14 protein-coding genes are annotated in these 16896 nt (G+C 42.4%); 7 read left to right on the top strand and 7 right to left on the bottom strand.

Annotation, left to right across the window (positions count from 1 at the left end):
* Nucleotides 1-17: 17 nt before the first annotated feature.
* The 3 genes from BW980_RS17415 to BW980_RS17405 all read right to left on the bottom strand — a co-directional run bounded on the left by BW980_RS17415 (nt 18) and on the right by BW980_RS17405 (nt 7003).
* On the bottom strand, nt 18-2564 hold the full coding sequence (locus BW980_RS17415; RefSeq protein WP_076456454.1) for a phosphoenolpyruvate carboxylase: 2547 nt from the start codon (nt 2562-2564) through the stop codon (nt 18-20).
* 305 nt (nt 2565-2869) lie between these two features.
* Nucleotides 2870-3535, bottom strand: a complete 666-nt coding sequence (locus BW980_RS17410) for a uracil-DNA glycosylase family protein (protein ID WP_076456453.1) — start codon at nt 3533-3535, stop codon at nt 2870-2872.
* A gap of 15 nt (nt 3536-3550) precedes the next feature.
* On the bottom strand, nt 3551-7003 hold the full coding sequence (locus tag BW980_RS17405) for a pyruvate carboxylase (protein WP_076456452.1): 3453 nt from the start codon (nt 7001-7003) through the stop codon (nt 3551-3553).
* Between the two features lie 197 nt (nt 7004-7200).
* Here BW980_RS17405 and BW980_RS17400 point away from each other — a divergent pair, with 197 nt between their 5' ends.
* The gene (locus tag BW980_RS17400) at nt 7201-7329 is read left to right on the top strand and encodes a 30S ribosomal protein THX (protein WP_076456451.1); all 129 of its coding nucleotides are present in this window, start codon (nt 7201-7203) and stop codon (nt 7327-7329) included.
* Between the two features lies 1 nt (nt 7330).
* On the opposite strand, the gene yaaA is transcribed toward BW980_RS17400, so the two are convergent.
* The 3 genes from yaaA to BW980_RS17385 form a co-directional block, all read right to left on the bottom strand.
* Complete coding sequence (gene yaaA / locus BW980_RS17395) at nt 7331-8092, bottom strand: peroxide stress protein YaaA (RefSeq protein WP_076456450.1); 762 nt, start codon at nt 8090-8092, stop codon at nt 7331-7333.
* A gap of 105 nt (nt 8093-8197) precedes the next feature.
* Complete coding sequence (locus tag BW980_RS17390) at nt 8198-9226, bottom strand: RluA family pseudouridine synthase (RefSeq protein ID WP_076456449.1); 1029 nt, start codon at nt 9224-9226, stop codon at nt 8198-8200.
* Between the two features lie 3 nt (nt 9227-9229).
* A complete protein-coding gene (locus BW980_RS17385) occupies nt 9230-9817 on the bottom strand; it encodes a PASTA domain-containing protein (protein WP_076456448.1) in 588 nt (195 codons plus the stop codon).
* Between the two features lie 93 nt (nt 9818-9910).
* Between BW980_RS17385 and BW980_RS17380 the strand changes: the two genes are divergently transcribed.
* The 5 genes from BW980_RS17380 to BW980_RS17360 all read left to right on the top strand — a co-directional run bounded on the left by BW980_RS17380 (nt 9911) and on the right by BW980_RS17360 (nt 15651).
* Nucleotides 9911-10891 carry a D-alanine--D-alanine ligase gene (locus tag BW980_RS17380; protein ID WP_076456447.1) on the top strand — a complete coding sequence of 327 codons (981 nt, stop codon included), beginning with the start codon at nt 9911-9913 and terminating at the stop codon, nt 10889-10891.
* 46 nt (nt 10892-10937) lie between these two features.
* Complete coding sequence (gene coaD / locus BW980_RS17375; protein ID WP_076456446.1) at nt 10938-11393, top strand: pantetheine-phosphate adenylyltransferase; 456 nt, start codon at nt 10938-10940, stop codon at nt 11391-11393.
* A gap of 206 nt (nt 11394-11599) precedes the next feature.
* Nucleotides 11600-13450, top strand: a complete 1851-nt coding sequence (locus BW980_RS17370) for a PAS domain-containing sensor histidine kinase (RefSeq protein WP_076456445.1) — start codon at nt 11600-11602, stop codon at nt 13448-13450.
* Nucleotides 13437-13841: a response regulator gene (locus BW980_RS17365; protein ID WP_076456444.1), complete on the top strand. Its 405-nt coding sequence runs from the start codon at nt 13437-13439 to the stop codon at nt 13839-13841. The genes BW980_RS17370 and BW980_RS17365 overlap by 14 nt, the downstream gene beginning before the upstream one ends.
* Nucleotides 13842-13875: 34 nt before the next feature.
* Entirely contained in the window at nt 13876-15651 is a 1776-nt protein-coding gene (locus BW980_RS17360; RefSeq protein ID WP_076456443.1) for a M14 family metallopeptidase, read from the top strand.
* Nucleotides 15652-15656: 5 nt separating this feature from the next.
* On the opposite strand, the gene BW980_RS17355 is transcribed toward BW980_RS17360, so the two are convergent.
* Nucleotides 15657-16244 carry an NUDIX hydrolase gene (locus tag BW980_RS17355; protein WP_076456490.1) on the bottom strand — a complete coding sequence of 196 codons (588 nt, stop codon included), beginning with the start codon at nt 16242-16244 and terminating at the stop codon, nt 15657-15659.
* Nucleotides 16245-16251: 7 nt separating this feature from the next.
* Here BW980_RS17355 and pyrE point away from each other — a divergent pair, with 7 nt between their 5' ends.
* Nucleotides 16252-16893 (top strand): orotate phosphoribosyltransferase, encoded by a 642-nt coding sequence (gene pyrE, locus BW980_RS17350; protein WP_076456442.1) that lies wholly within the window; start codon nt 16252-16254, stop codon nt 16891-16893.
* Nucleotides 16894-16896 lie beyond the last annotated feature (3 nt).

Below are 16896 nucleotides of genomic sequence, written 5' to 3'. Positions count from 1 at the left end.
AAAGTAAGGGCCTTTTTTTACGCTGAGTTTCTACTGGCATTAATATTGCCGTAGAGCGAACGGGTAACGATTTTTTCATACTCGTCCTTAAAGCTTGTGTCCTGCCCTATTCTCTGCAAGGCAAACTGTTGGATTACCAAGAGCGGAAGAACAATATTCTCTCGTATTTTGATCGACTCACGGGAAACTGCCTCGTTTTCCATCAAAATCTTGCTTCCGGAAATCAAAAGCAACATTTTCTTAGACAGTTGATACTCTTCGTGAAGGATGTTCCAAAAATCTCCATACTCCTCATCTTTCTGCATATAGGATGTGAGCTCAAAATAACACTTGGACAACGACATCATACTATTATGCATCAAGGCTTTAAAGAAAGGCACCTCTTTGTACAATTTCTTAAGTTCAGACAACCTACCTTCATTTTTAATGGTCCGTATAGCGGTACCAATACCAAAATAACCCGGTACGTTCTGCTTCAATTGGCTCCAAGAACCAACAAAAGAGATGGCCCTAAGGTCGGTAAGTTCCAATTTTTTCTTATTCCCCCTTTTCCCCGGTCTACTACCTATATTGGCTTTTTGGTAGTACTTTAACGTACTACGGTTCTCCAAGTAGGGAATGAATTTATCGTGGTTCTTAAGTGCATCGTACTTTTTGAAGCTCAACTCAGAAAGTTGCTCTATCAATTTTCTGTGCTCTTTTGAAATCACGTTCTCTTTACCGAAAAGGTTGTTTGAAAGACCGGCCGTCAAGAGTTGCTCACTGTTATGGATAAACTGCTCCTTGGTACCATAGGTACTGGTTATAGTCTGTCCTTGAATGGTCAACTGTATTTCATGATTGGCAATGCTCTTGGTCTGGGCCGCATAAAAACGGTGCGTTTTACCACCACCACGTGCCGGTGGGCCACCACGTCCGTCAAAGAAAATAGCGTTGAAGCCATTTTTATCACACACCTTTGACAAGGTTTCCTTGGTCTTGAAAATAGCCCAGTTGGCCTTTAAATACCCACCATCTTTTGTACCATCGGAAAAACCGAGCATAATGGTCTGGTTGTAATTTCTTCTTTCAAGATGTGCCTTATAATCGGGCAAATCAAAAAGCGTTTGCATGGTTTTTTCGGCTCCTTCCATACCGTTCATGGTCTCGAACAAGGGTACGATATCGAAAGTGATCTCTTCTTTCTTCCATCCACACCATCGGAACAGTCCAAAAACGAACAGTACCGAAAAAATATCCTCCGAATTACTGATGATATAACGGTTGCATCCCTCTTCCCCATTGGCATCTTGAATACCCTTCAATTGCTTGATGTTGGTAATGGTATCTTTAACGATATCCTCTGAATAATCACTGGCATTGACCTTCAGGTCTTTATTGATCAAAAGGTCGACCAAGGCTTCTTGAGAAAGCTCGTCAACACTTTCTTTGATCAATTTATTGTTTTTCAATATACTCTCAATCGCCAATTTGTGCTTGCTATGATCTTGTCTGACATCCAAGGTGGCAAAATGGGTCTTGAATATCTTCACCTTATCGATAAAGTTCTCCAGCTCCTTTAAGTAAAGGCTGTGATATTTATTGATCAACAACTCCTTAATGTCAAGAAGCGGTTGCAAGATATCGTTATAGCCCACGGTTTTCTTTGAATCGAACATGGCGGTATACAAGTTGCCACGGAGTTTTTGGATAGGCTCCTGCAAATCTTTGAAGGTCAATTTTTTCTGAATGATCTTCAAATCATTGTAGTAACACTTCATCAAGTTGATACGGAGCTCATCGGCCACGTCTTTTGTAATATCGGCCGTTACAAAAGGGTTTCCGTCACGGTCACCACCGGGCCAAAAGCCCAACTTCATAATATTGTGGTTCTCGAAGTCGTCCTTTTTTATATTCTCTTTGATATAGGCGTACAAGTCCCCCACGGCATTGTAATACACATGACGTAAAAAGTAAATGATATTTTTAGCTTCGTCCAATGGGGTAGGCTTTTTTGAATTGATCAAAGAGGTCAGCCCCAATTGCTGTAAGGTAATATCAATATCATCTATCTTATCCTCTAAAATAAGTGATCGCAATTCTTCGATGATATCGAGTACGGCGGGAGTATAAAACTGTGTAGGATGGGCCGTTAACACAAGGCGGGCACTGAAGGAAGAAAGTTTTTTAGACACCTTGTCCCAACTCTTGTTCTTATTTACCAATTGAAAGTAGTCTTTAATCGATAACGACTGTGTATGCTCTTGTAGCTTCGGAAAAGCTGCATCTTCAACACTATCGTACAAAACCACCTGTCGCTCAACGTACTGAATAATCTTGAACATAAAATCGATCTGTTCTTTTTCAGAATCGATATGCGCGTAGTTCTCAAAGAACTTCTCAAGAATTTCCTGGGGGTTAAGCCCTGAACTCAATCCTTTCTGACATTGATCCAACAACAACGGTATAAGCATACCCACGTTCTCGATATTGCGGTACGGCAAATTCAAGAACAGACTATTGTAGACATTAAACTTGTTGTTGACCGACTTCTTAAACTCAACCAATCTTTCTATATGCGGCATAGGTTATTTAAAATTTAAAAGGAATACTTATGGTTTTCGACCGGTAAATATCGGTAATAATACACGACTATCGACACTTGAGCGCGTCTTATAACAAAAATACCACACTACACCACAAAAACAACAGTCTTGACAACAATAATTACCCCACAAGGGTATAACAAGGTACATTTACAATGTAATTAATACGGATTTAAATTTTTTCATTTTCATATAGTGTTCTCGTAAAAGAGTCTTGTCGAAACCGATAGGGCTCTTTTTAGTTTACACCTATTCCAATGGTATTTCCAAAGCTGAGGAATATCTTAGGAAAGAAAAAAATCGCGGTATTGTAGCACTCGAAAATCAAGGGTATTAAAATTGGCATCGGCAGCCTTCATACTTTTATAGGAAGCCAAACTACCTACCGCCCTATTGGCCGCACCCGATGGCGCCGTCAGGGAGACGGTCTGTATTTTCCGATCCGTTTCCGGGAGTTGAAATCGATATATTCGCGGCACCTCTTCAGAAATGGTTTCCAACTTGACCTCTATGGGTTTCAACAGTTTCCTAAAAAAGTATTCAGGACCGTTCTTGCTATTACCGCCCATAAAGAGTACGGTCTTCAGATTCTGATAACGCTCTAAATAATGCAGCAAATTCCGTAGGCGTACATTTTGCATACCCAAGTCGGAAGCATCTACCTTCTCACGTTCGGCACTTTCAACGATATCACAGACCCCGATTTTGTTGGCCAATAAAAAATTCTTGCGTTGTTCAACGGCCAAATGGGTGTTTTCATACACCAGGCCCAAATCGAAAATGCGGTCTAGAATAGGCCAGAGCATGCCATTTCTACTACCGTAGCAGAAATCGACATCATCGGCCTTTAGTTCACCTGTCGTAAACCGTGGGGGCGGAAGCGTTCCTACGATGAGCTTTTCAGCCTGCTCAAAAATAAAAGGCTCATAAGGATGCGTGTGTAAAAACATAGATATACAATATACCTATTTCAAGGTCAATACCAAATCTTCGGAATTTACCAAAGCCCCCCCTTGTAACTGTATTTTAGCAACAACGCCCTCTTCGGTAGCCGTTACGGTCGTCTCCATTTTCATGGCCTCGATAACGAAGAGGGGCTGGTTCCTTTTCACCTCTTGGCCCGTCTTGACAAGTACATTGGAAAGTAGCCCCTGCAATGGTGCCCCAATTTGTTTGGGATCACTCGGGTCGACTTTTATATTTTCCTGCTTTTCCACTTTTACGGAAGTATCCTTGATCAAAATATTTCTAAGTTGACCGTTGATCTTAAAGAAGATACTAACATTACCGGCCTCATCGGGCTCACCTTTGAGCATCAATGAAATCAGAACGTTCTTTCCTCCTTCGAGCTCGACCATGATCTCTTCGCCTACTTCCATGCCGTAGAAGAAATTTTTCGTCGGTAGGTTTACCAAATTTCCGTACTTCACATGGTTGTTATAGGCATCGGTAAAGACTTTGGGGTATAATTTATAGGAAAGAAAATCGGTCATTTTAAGTTCCCTGCCCATTCCCTTTTTAAACTTTCGCTTAAAGGCCTTGAACTCCTTATCAAAATCTATGGGTTCGAGATGCGCGTTGGGCCTATTGGTATATGGCTTTTCGTCCTTTAGAACGATTTTCTGTAATTTCTTTGGAAATCCACCCACGGGTTGTCCCAAGTCTCCCCTAAAAAAGCTTTTTACCGATTCGGGAAAGGAAATATCCTCCCCCCTTTCCATGACATCCGCAACACTTAGGTTGTTGCTGATCATATATTGCGCCATATCACCGACCACTTTCGAGCTCGGGGTAACCTTGATGATATCCCCGAACATTTGGTTGACCTCGGCGTACATTTTGGTTACCTCGGTAAACTTGTCCTCAAGTCCCAAGGCAATGGCCTGTCCTTTTAGGTTGGAATATTGTCCTCCAGGAATTTCATGGTGGTACACATCGCCCGTACCCGATTTCAATCCTGATTCAAAGGTGTAATAATAATTACGGACGGTTTCCCAATAATTGGAATATTCGGCAAGTTTTTCCGTATTCATGGCATTCTCTCGGTCATGAAAGCGGAGCATCTCCAAGACGGAATTGAAGTTGGGCTGGGAAGTGAGACCCGAAAGTCCGCCCAAAGCCACATCGACTACATCGACCCCTGCCTCGACCGCTTTTAAATAGGTAGCCGTCTGTACCGAGGAGGTATCGTGGGTATGTAAATGGACAGGAATATTGATTTCAGATTTCAAAGCCTGGATCAATTCAAAGGCGGCATTCGGCTTTAAGAGTCCGGCCATATCCTTTACTCCTAAAATATGGGCTCCGGCATTCTCGATATCCTTAGCGAGTTGCACGTAGTATTTTAGGTCGTACTTTGTTTTGGAAGGATTTAGAATATCGCCCGTATAACAAATGGAGCCTTCTGCCAAACCACCGGTTCTGCTTCGTACGTGCTCGATACATGGGGCAATGGATTTCATCCAGTTCAACGAATCGAAAATTCTAAAGACATCTACGCCCGTATTCCATGACTCCTCTACAAATTTCTCGATCAAGTTATCGGGATAGGCCGTATACCCTACGCCATTGGAACCCCGAATAAGCATTTGCAACAATACGTTGGGCATTGCCTTACGCAACAGGGCCAGACGCTCCCATGGATTTTCGTGCAAGAACCTCAGGCAGACATCAAAAGTGGCGCCTCCCCAGACTTCCATGGAAAATATTTCGGGATGGTTCTTGGCATAGCCTTCGGCCACTTTCATCATATCTATGGTCCGCATGCGGGTCGCCAACAAACTTTGGTGGGCATCGCGCATGGTGGTATCGGTAAAATGTACTTTTTTCTCCGCCTTGAGCCATTGGGCAAATTGCTCAGGCCCCAATTCGGTCAACAAATCCTTGGTACCCTTTGGGTGCCCGTCAATTTTCGGAAAAGAAGGAATTGTCGGTTTGGCCAAGATACGGCCAGGCTCAAGCTTCTTAACATCGGGATTTCCGTTTACTATGACCTCCCCTAAAAATGTAATCAGTTTATTGGCCCGGTTTCGGGGTTCGGTAAACTCAAAAAGTTTAGGTTCGTTCTTAATAAAATTGACCGTTACCTTACCCTCGCGAAAAGTTTCATGCTTCAAGATATTATCGAGAAAGGCCATATTGGTATTCACCCCACGGATACGGAATTCGGCCAGGGCACGGCGCATTTTTCTACAGCAACCATCAAGCGTTCGGCTACGTGCCGAAACTTTTACCAACATGGAATCGAAAAAAGGTGAGATAACCACCCCTTGATAAATGCTTCCCGCATCTAAACGAATACCAAAACCGGAAGCACTTCGATAAGTAGTGACTACCCCATAATCGGGTTTAAAGTCATTCGATGGGTCTTCCGTAGTTATTCTACATTGCAGTGCTATACCCGTTACTTGAACCGATTCTTGATTCGGTATTTTTATCTGGGTATCCGACAGTTTATATCCCCCAGCTATAAAAAGTTGGGCCTTTATCAAATCGATATTGGTGATCATTTCGGTAACCGTATGCTCTACCTGAATACGGGGATTCACCTCAATAAAATAGATACTACCATCATCATCTACCAAAAACTCCACCGTACCGATATTGTTATAATCGACCGCCTTGCAGATAGCTATGGCGTACTTATATAGGCTATCCTTAGTCTCTTGCGGGAGTCCTATCGACGGGGCAAATTCTATAACCTTCTGATACCTTCTTTGCACGGAACAGTCACGTTCATAAAGGTGTACCATGTTCCCGTGGGTATCGGCCACGATCTGTATTTCGATATGCTTGGGATTCTCTACAAACTTTTCGAGGAAGACCGTATCGTCGCCAAAGGCGTTCAACGATTCCCTTTTGGCCTCGGGAAAGGCTTTTTCGAGTTCTTCTTGGGTTCTGATCACACGCATTCCACGTCCGCCGCCACCTGAAGCAGCTTTCAACATTAAGGGATAACCGATGCGTTTGGCCTCGGCAATCGCGGTCTTTACATCCTTTAAGTCCTTATCACTACTTTGTATAATGGGAATATTATTGGCAACTGCGACTTCCTTGGCTGTAATCTTATCGCCCAAGGCCTTTAATACCGAAACTTTAGGACCGACAAAGACAATACCGTTGTCGGCGCATTTTTGGGCGAACTTGGCGTTCTCCGACAAAAATCCGTACCCCGGATGAATGGCATCTACATTGTTCTCTTTGGCCACCTTTATAATGGCATCGATATCCAAATAAGGTTTAAGCGGTTCGTTATCCTCCCCTATTTGATACGATTCATCGGCTTTGTAGCGGTGTAAGGAATACCGGTCTTCGTAGGTATAGATTCCGACCGTTCGCACACCGATTTCAACACAGGCCCTAAAAATACGTATGGCAATTTCACCTCTGTTCGCTACTAAAACCTTTTCTATCTTCATGTTTGCGCGTTGTTTAAAATTATTACCCTTGAACCGATTCAAACAAACTTAACTTTTTTGGTCTAGGATAGCAATATGATATGCCTATAAATTACAGGTATTTTGTGACGTTTCTATGTCACCTTAAGAAAGTCAGTTTGCGCTTTGCTTGATATTCCAAACCTAAAATAGTATCTTCAGCTAAAGAAGAATATCACATGGGAAGAGGAGACAAAAAATCGAGAAGAGGGAAAATCGCCAATCGCTCTTACGGAGCAAGGCGCCCTAAAAAAATTAAGAGACGCCCTACCGTAGAAGAGAAGATCAGCCTAAAGAAAAAGAAATAGATTACCTGATAAAAACAGGTTCGTTTTCTTTTAAGGTATGTGACGGGCTAAATTCGTATTCGTTATAGTTGAACCCTTTCAGTTCATCAAGGTTTTGCACATCCTTATCTATAATGTAACGAACCATGGCACCACGTGCTTTTTTCGCAAAGAAACTGATAACCTTGAGCTTGTCGTTTTTCCAATCTTTGAATATTGGGGTAACAATAGGTACTTTCAGCGCCTTTTTGTCAATGGCGCTAAAATATTCGTTGCTCGCCAGGTTGATAAAAAGCTCATCGTCTTTCAATTCCGAATTCAAGGTATCTGTCAGTTTTTTTTTCCAGAACTCATACAGGTTCTTCTTTCTACCGACCTTCAGTTGCGTACCCATTTCCAAACGATAGGGCTGCATTAGGTCGAGGGGGCGAAGAATGCCGTACAATCCGGAGAGAATACGTAATCTTTCCTGTAGTTTCTCCATCTTATGGGAGGGTATGGTATAGGGGTCCAATCCCTGATAGACATCACCCGTGAACGCATAAATGGCCGGTCTGGAATTTTTTAAGGTAAAAGGTACTTCAAAATTCTGATTTCGCTCATAATTGAGCTGGGCCAAATTATCGGAAATCCCCATAAGCTCCGATAGGGCCTTTGGACTTTTTTTGGCCAAAACCTTGTTCAAGCTCTGGGCCTCATCTAAAAATTGGGGTTGTGTTTCCTTATATTTTGGATAATCTTTTTCAAAATCCAAGGATTTTGCAGGAGAGATAACGATTTTCATGCTTGTGTCTATTTCAAAACTTCAGGTAAAAATACTGATGATCCGGAGTAAAACCTATGCATTTGGAAAAGAGTTATCGATAGGGCCATCGATGTTCCTTATAACCTATTTGCTACTGTGCTGTGCATAGTGCCTCCATTTATCGATACAATCGACCATATCTTGGGGGATTTCAGAATCGAAACGCATGGTTTCGCCCGTTACGGGATGCACAAAACCCAAGGTTTTGGCATGTAAGGCCTGCCGGGGCAGTACTTTAAAGGCATTATCTACAAACTGTTTGTACTTGGTAAATGTGGTGCCCTTTAATATTTTATCACCTCCGTAGCGCTCATCGTTAAAAAGGGTATGGCCTATATATTTCATATGCGCCCTGATCTGGTGGGTACGACCGGTCTCTAGCTTACACGACACCAAGGTTACATAACCTAACCTTTCTATAACGGAGTAATGCGTTACGGCTTCCTTGCCTTCATCGCCCTCGGGAAAGACCTGCATTTGCAAACGGTTCTTTGGATTTCTGGCAATATTGCCCTCAATCGTCCCATGATCATCCTCCACATTGCCCCATACCAAGGCTATATATTCCCTTTCCGATGTTTTATCGAAAAATTGTTTGGCAAGGTGGGTCATTGCGGCCTCGGTTTTGGCCACCACTAAAAGTCCCGATGTATCCTTATCTATACGATGCACCAAGCCTGGTCGCTCGTTACTATTGACAGGAAGGTCTTTGATATGATGTAGCAGCGCATTGATCAGCGTGCCCGAATAGTTACCATGACCTGGGTGTACTACCATTCCGGCGGGTTTGTTCACCACCAAGAGTACATCGTCTTCATAAACGATATCGAGAGGAATATCTTCAGCAACCAAAAGAAATTCATGCGGCGGATGCTCGAACAGCACCTTTACCTCATCGCCCGGTTTTACCTTGTAATTTTGTTTTACGATAGCCCCATTGACCCAAATATGACCACTTTTGGCAGCCTGTTGGATTTTGTTTCGAGTAGCGTATTCTATGAAATTCATTAAGAATTTATCGACCCTTAACGGTTCTTGACCTTTAGAGGCTACAAAACGGTGATGCTCAAAAAGCTCATCATCGTTCGGTTCTTGATTTTCCGGTGTTTGCATGTATTATTCTGAATCTGCTTGAACCCTGGCCTGATCGGTAATGGAGCCATTACCACACACCAATTCTATCTTAGAGGTTTTAGGCAGCTTGTCGCCGGGTTTGATTTGCTTGCCCTTGTACTTTATATAATAGACCATGTCTTTACCCAACTGATCAATATATGTGACCCGCTGTACATCAAGACCTACGGCGCGCAACATCGAGGTAGCGTTACGCTGGGTAACCTGTATAATATTAGGAACGGAAACTTTTTTATAGCCCGAAGGATTTACGGTCAGGTAAATTTTTCTGTTTTCCTTGACCTTACTACCCGCCGGTGGATTTTGCTCTATAATCGAAAACCTTGGATATTCGGGATTGAAGTTTGCCGAATCGAGAACTTCGTATCTCAATTTTGCCTCTTCTGCCGACTTGCGCATATCGGGCACCGACATCTTGGCGAAATTGGGCACTTCAACAAATTCACCGTGATTGGTGGTAGAGCTTAACCAGCGCAATACAAAAATCGATACAACTACCAAAAGCACTATGGCCAGGCCTAGTTGAATAAAAAATACCCTACTTTTTAAAAAGTTGAAAAAATTACGCATATGTTTATTTTAACGGTACAAATATAGTGAACTCGTATTGCTTTTTTTGTTTAATTTCGGTTTCGTTTTATTGCCAAGAATTTAAACGGTCGTATGAAGAAAAATATTGCCATCATTATGGGGGGCTACTCTAGCGAGTACAAAATTTCGTTAAACAGCGGAAGTGTAGTACACCGCTACCTGAACAAAGAAAGGTTCAACACCTATTGTATTCACATTTTTAAAGAGAAATGGGTCTATGTCGATGCGAACGAAAAAGAACATCCGGTAAACAAGGCCGATTTTACGGTAGACACCGACCAGGGGCACTTGGCCTTTGATTGTGTTTTCAATGCCATTCACGGCACCCCGGGCGAAGATGGGCTCATGCAGGCTTATTTTGAACTGCTCAGCATTCCCCAGACCTCATGCGACTATTACCAATCGGCCCTAACCTTTAATAAGCGTGACCTTTTAAGCGTATTGAAGCCGTACGGTATAAAATCCGCCCCATCGTATTATTTGAACCTTGGCGACCCTATCGATGAGGAAGCCATTGTTGCCAAGGTAGGGCTGCCTTGTTTCGTAAAGGCCAACAAAGCCGGCAGCAGTTTTGGCATTTCCAAAGTGCATGAAAAAGACCATTTAAGAAGTGCCATAGACAAGGCCTACCAAGAAGACGATGAAATTATTATCGAAGGTTTTCTCGACGGAACGGAAGTTTCCGTTGGTGTGATTACTTACAAGGGAAAAACCAAGGTCTTGCCCATTACCGAAATCGTTTCGGAGAACGACTTCTTTGATTACGAAGCAAAGTACCAAGGAAAATCGCAAGAAATAACCCCTGCCCGTATTTCCAAAATACAGCAAGACAAGGTGGAGGAAATGGCCAAACGGGCTTACGAAGTCTTAAAAATGAAAGGCTACTCAAGAAGCGAGTTCATATTTATCGGCGACGAACCATATATGTTGGAGATGAACACGACCCCAGGCCTGACCACCGAAAGCATATTACCACAGCAGGCCGAAAAGGCCGGCATTTCCTTGGAAGAACTATTTACAAGCGCAGTAGACGAAGCGCTAAACCAAAAATGACCTATCTTTAATAAAAAAGATACGCTCCCCAAAAACGAACAAACCCATGAGACGCGCAATTTTCCCAGGTTCTTTCGACCCTTTGACCTTAGGGCACTTCGATATCATACAAAGAGGTATTACCCTGTTTGACGAACTTATCATTGCCATCGGTGTAAATTCCGAAAAGAAATATATGTTCACCCTAGAAGAGCGTATGCAGTTCATTGAAAAGGCCTTTGAAGACGAACCTAAAATAAAAGTGCTCACCTATGAAGGACTGACCGTGGACTTTTGTAAGAAAATAGAAGCGGACTTCATTCTTAGGGGATTAAGAAACCCGGGCGACTTTGAATTTGAAAAAGCGATTGCCCACACGAACCGAAAATTATCTGAAATAGAAACCGTTTTTTTATTGACCTCCTCAGGCAAATCTTACATCAGCTCGTCAATTGTAAGGGACGTAATTCGAAACGGAGGCGACTATACAGGCCTCGTACCCGACACCGTACGCATTTCATAGATCCTAAACTGCCGTTCACCCTAATAATTCGTTAAAAAACACAAATGTTAAAATAAAATCGTATTTTGTAAGTAAATACGACATTTTAACTGTTTAATGTTGCAAACATCCCATTTTATTAGCAACACAACGAGTTTTATACTATTCACAACAAAGGTTTAGATATAAAGTAAAATGCCTCTACTTTAGTCAGAAATTACAGTAATATGTTGAACGGAACCAAAACCATACAAAACAACCCCCTTGTAAAACAGCTGCCATCGGCCACTGTTTTCACGAACAAAAAGTTCGAGGTTGTGTATGCGTCCGATAAATTCGTACGTGATTTTGGTTTTGATTCCACGCACGTTTTTGGCAAACCCATCAACGAACTGTTCACCACTTTGTCGGACAATTGGGAAAACACTTTATACAACTGCCTTTCCAATTCCTCTGAGTCCCTCAATGTTAATTACAGCTTAAAAAGCGAGGCAGATGCCAAATGGTATAAATGGTCATGCACGGCTTGGCTGAACGACGCCAATGAAACCGTGGGCTTGATCATTCACTTTAACGATATTACCGAAGAGAAACTAAAAGGGGAAAAAGTAGCCAAACTTCAATCACTTCTCGATGCCACTTGTGAAATCAGTAAAATAGGGGTTTGGGAATATGACTTTATCAGCGATACGCTTATCGGCTGCGATGTTATTCGCGAAATCTATGAGGTTTCCAAAGATTACAAATTCAGCTTTGACTCGGCCATCAGCCAATACAAAGACGGGCATAGTAGAAATACCATTGCCATGCACCTGCACGATACCTTGACGAATGGCAAGACATGGAATGAAAAACTACAGTTCAAAACCATAAAAGGCAAGGAAATATGGGTACAGGTAGCTGGTATGCCCACCTATATCGACGGTAAAATTGTAGGCATTAAGGGCACCTTACAGAATATAGAAGAACAGATACGCCGTGAGGCCAAGACCAAGGAAAACGAGCTCTTGATGCGCACGCTTATCGACAACCTGCCCCTGAACGTTTTTATAAAGGATACGGAGTCTCGAAAAATTCTGGTAAACAAGTCGGAATGCGAATATATGGGCGTTGAAAATGCCGACCAATTATTGGGCAAAAATGATTTTGACCTCTTTGACAAAGATATAGCCCAAATATCCAGGGCAGAAGACCTCCATGTAATGGAAACCTTGATACCTATGTTGGGCCGTGAAACCACCAGCAGAACCAAAGATGGTAAAATGGTAACCTTTCTCACCTCAAAAATCCCCTTAAAATCCAATAACGGAAAAGCCCAGGGCCTCGTAGGCATTAGTATGGATATCACGGACCTGAAACAAAAAGAACAAGAACTACGCGACCTGATCAATGTTACTTCCCAACAGAACAAAAAATTGGTCAACTTCGCCCATATCGTTTCACACAACCTACGTTCGCACACGGCTAATTTTTCTATGCTTTTAGACTTTTTGGCCCACGAAAAGAACGAAAACGAAAAGATCAAGATTACAGAAATGCTTACCCAAGCTTCAGACAATCTACTGGAAACCTTAGAAAACCTGAACGAGGTAGTTGCCATAAACACCAATATCAACCTTAAAAAGAAACCCGTACGGCTCAACCAACGTATAGCTTCGGTAAAACACAACTTAAAACCTTTCTTCGCAAGTAACGAGGCCCGAATCATCAATACAATAAGCGATGATGTAAAAATAAATGTTATACCATCGTATATCGATAGCATACTGATGAACTTCTTTACCAATGCGATCAAATACAAGCATCCGGACCGAAGTCCTATAATCAGGCTGGAAACTAAAAACGAAGAGGGCTATACCATTCTGTCCATCTCAGATAACGGACTCGGTATCGATTTAAACAAGTATGGCGAAAAATTATTCGGTATGTACAAGACCTTTCACGACCATAGTGACTCTAGAGGTATTGGCCTATACATTACGAAAAATCAAATTGAAGCTATGAACGGCAAAGTAACCGTTGCCAGTGAGGTAGGCGTAGGCACTACCTTCAAAATCTATTTTAATGAACAAAATTGAGAGTATTTGTATTATCGATGATGATCCGATTACGGTGTTCGGCATTCAAAAAATGTTGAGCCTCGTTGTGCAGTGCGATGATATTACAGTATACCGTAACGGCAAGTTGGCAATTGACGGAATCAAACAGCGAATAGAAGAAAACAAACAAGCCCCACAGGTCATTTTTTTAGACATCAATATGCCCATCATGGACGGATGGCAATTTCTAGATGAGTTCATAACCCTGCCCACATCGGAAAAAGTAAGGGTAAACATTATCACCTCTTCCATAGACAAAATCGACTTACAAAAGTGGGAGTGCTTCAAGCAAAAAACCGACCACACCATTACCTTCAACAACAAACCCATCCGTAAGGAACACGTTGCCGAGATTACCAAAGTAGCATAGTTAAAACTTGGTTGTTTTTGCTTATTTTTGGTATATGCGACGAAGATTTACGAAAATTAGCTCGGGAATATTCAACTTTTTTGTTTTGACCCTACTGTTCTGTTCTTCTTGCGAAAGCGAACAAGACGACCAAACGGCAGATTACAAGACCCGTTTTGAACTCAGTAAGGGCACGGAAACGGCCACCTATCTCGAGACCATCGATTTCTACATCCGATTGGCCAAAGATTTTCCCGAAATCAACATGCAGACCATCGGCAGCACCGATAGTGGCTACCCACTTCATATGATTACCTACAACCCCGATGGCGATTTCAACTTAAAAAAAGTAAGTGGCGACAAGACCATTTTATTTATAAATAACGGTATTCATCCCGGGGAGAGCGATGGCATTGACGCCACCATGCTCCTGTACAGGGATTTTGCATCGGGAAAAATACCCGCCCCAAAAAATACGGTCTTGGTTACCATCCCCATATACAATATAGGCGGCGCCCTTAACCGAAACAGTACAACAAGGGCCAACCAAAACGGCCCAAAGGCCTACGGTTTTCGCGGCAACACCCTAAACTACGACCTGAACAGGGACTTTATAAAAGCCGACACCAAGAACGCCCGTACTTTTTTCCAAATTTTCCATACGGTAAACCCAGATATATTCATCGACAACCATGTGAGCAACGGAGCCGACTACCAATACACCCTTACCCATCTTTTTACCCAACATAACAAATTGGGCGGCGAACTAGGCGATTATATCCATAACAAGATGATGCCATCACTAGAGAAATCATTATTGGAAGACGATTGGAGCATTACCCCTTACGTTAATGTCTTCAACCAAGTGCCGGAAAAAGGGTTTTCACAGTTTATGGACTACCCCCGATACTCCACAGGATACACTACGCTTTGGAACACTTTTGGCATGATGGTAGAAACCCATATGCTAAAGCCCTACAAACAAAGGGTTGAAGGAACCTATGAACTCATGACAAAAATGATTTCATTGGCAGAGACCGACGCCAAGGAAATAAAGCGACTAAGGGCGGAAGCCAAGCACAGGCACAAAAGTTGGACGCACTACCCTACCAAATGGCAAATAGACACCACCAAAACAACCGTGTTAGATTTTAAAGGATATGAAGGCGACACGCTTACCAGCGAGGTTACCGGACTCACCCGTCTGAAGTACGATCGAAACAAGCCCTTTGTCAAGAAAGTCAATTACCAAAACCATTACATCTCCACGGACTCGGTCGAAATTCCCGAAGCCTACGTTTTAAAAAAGGGATGGCACAAAGTACTGACCCTGCTTGACCTCAATAAGATCAACTACAACACCATACAGAAAGACACGGTGATTGCGGTAGAATCTTATAAAATAGACCATTACAAGACCTTAAACTACCCTTATGAAGGGCATTACCCCCACTACGACACCGAAGTAAAGGTCAGCGTCAAAAATATAAGGTTTCAACAAGGCGACATTCTCATACCTACCGACCAAGAAGGTATCAGGTATATTATTGAAACCTTGGAGCCCGAAACCAAGGATTCGTTCTTTAACTGGAATTTTTTCGATAGTATCTTACAACAAAAGGAAGGTTTCTCTCCCTATGTTTTTGAAGATGAGGCAGCAGAATTACTAAAACAAAACCAAGTATTAAAAGATAGTTTTCTTTCCAGAAAAGCCAATGACCCTGAGTTCAATGCCAACTGGTACGCCCAATTAGATTGGCTATTCAAGCGATCAAAGCACTATGAAGAGGCCCATTTACAATATCCGGTATACCGAATAATGAAAAAATAAAGGCCCTAATCGCCAAAAAGTATCTTGATGTTATTATAGGAGTTCTGAAGGGCTTCCTGTATTTTTTTAGGGCCCTTCCATTTCACTTTTTCTATTCCCTCTTTCTTTTCCGGCTTAAGTTTGCCATCATAGTCGGTTCTCATGGCGTACCAATGCACCTCCTTTAATGTATAGACCCCATTGTTACTGAATACATGGTAGGTTTTCCTTAAAAAATTCTCTATACGCAATCCCTTGACGCCGGTCTCTTCCATAACTTCGCGTATAGCGCAAGTCTCGATCGACTCGCCTTTGTCCAATTTTCCTTTTGGTAAATCCCATTTATCGTTCCTATAAATGAACAATACCTCGCCGAGGTTGTTGGTTACCACGCCACCCGCCGCTACGACCAAAGGAATTTTTCGTGTAAACTTCTTTAGAATCTCCTCATGGTTAGGGTGATAAATGTAGGCCTCGGTCATTTTTTTCTTCCGCAATGCCTTGATAGCAGCCTGTATAGAATCTTCGTTTAACAAAAAATATTCGCCACCTCCCGTTTCCGAGAGTTTATTTGTCAAGATCAAGGGCAGTTCGTTCACAAAAACTTTATACATTTGCGTCATGGTTTTAGACAAGAATACAGCCAAGAAAACGGCCGAACTCCTATTGCAAATTAATGCAATTAAGTTGAAACCGGAAAATCCTTTCTCATGGGCTTCCGGATGGAAATCACCAATCTATTGCGACAACCGAATAATACTCTCTTACCCCGCCATAAGAAACTTCGTCAGGGAAGAAATGGCCAAGCAAGTAGAGTCACTTTACGGCAAGCCGGATATTATTGCCGGAGTAGCCACGGGTGCCATCGGAATAGGTGCCTTAGTAGCCGATTTTCTGGGGCTTCCGTTTATTTACGTTAGGCCCGAGCCCAAATCCCACGGTCGCAAAAACCAGATTGAAGGCCAACTGGAGCCCAATCAAACGGTGGTGGTAATCGAAGATTTGATCAGTACGGGAAAAAGTAGCCTAAACGCCGTTGACGCCCTAACCGAGGCCGGAGCCAAAGTAAAAGGTATGTTAGCCATTTTTACCTATGGTTTCGATGTGGCACAAAGCAATTTTGAAGCAAAAAATGTTTCTTTGAATACCTTGAGTGATTACGAACACCTGATCGAACAGGCCTCGGACACCCATTTTATTAAAGAAGACCAGTTAAACACCCTATTGGAATGGAGAAAAAATCCATCGAAGTGGCAGCAATAATAT

This window comes from Zobellia uliginosa, from assembly GCF_900156625.1.
GTDB classification, from domain to species: Bacteria; Bacteroidota; Bacteroidia; order Flavobacteriales; family Flavobacteriaceae; genus Zobellia; species Zobellia uliginosa.
This window is presented reverse-complemented; position numbering and strand designations above follow the sequence as displayed.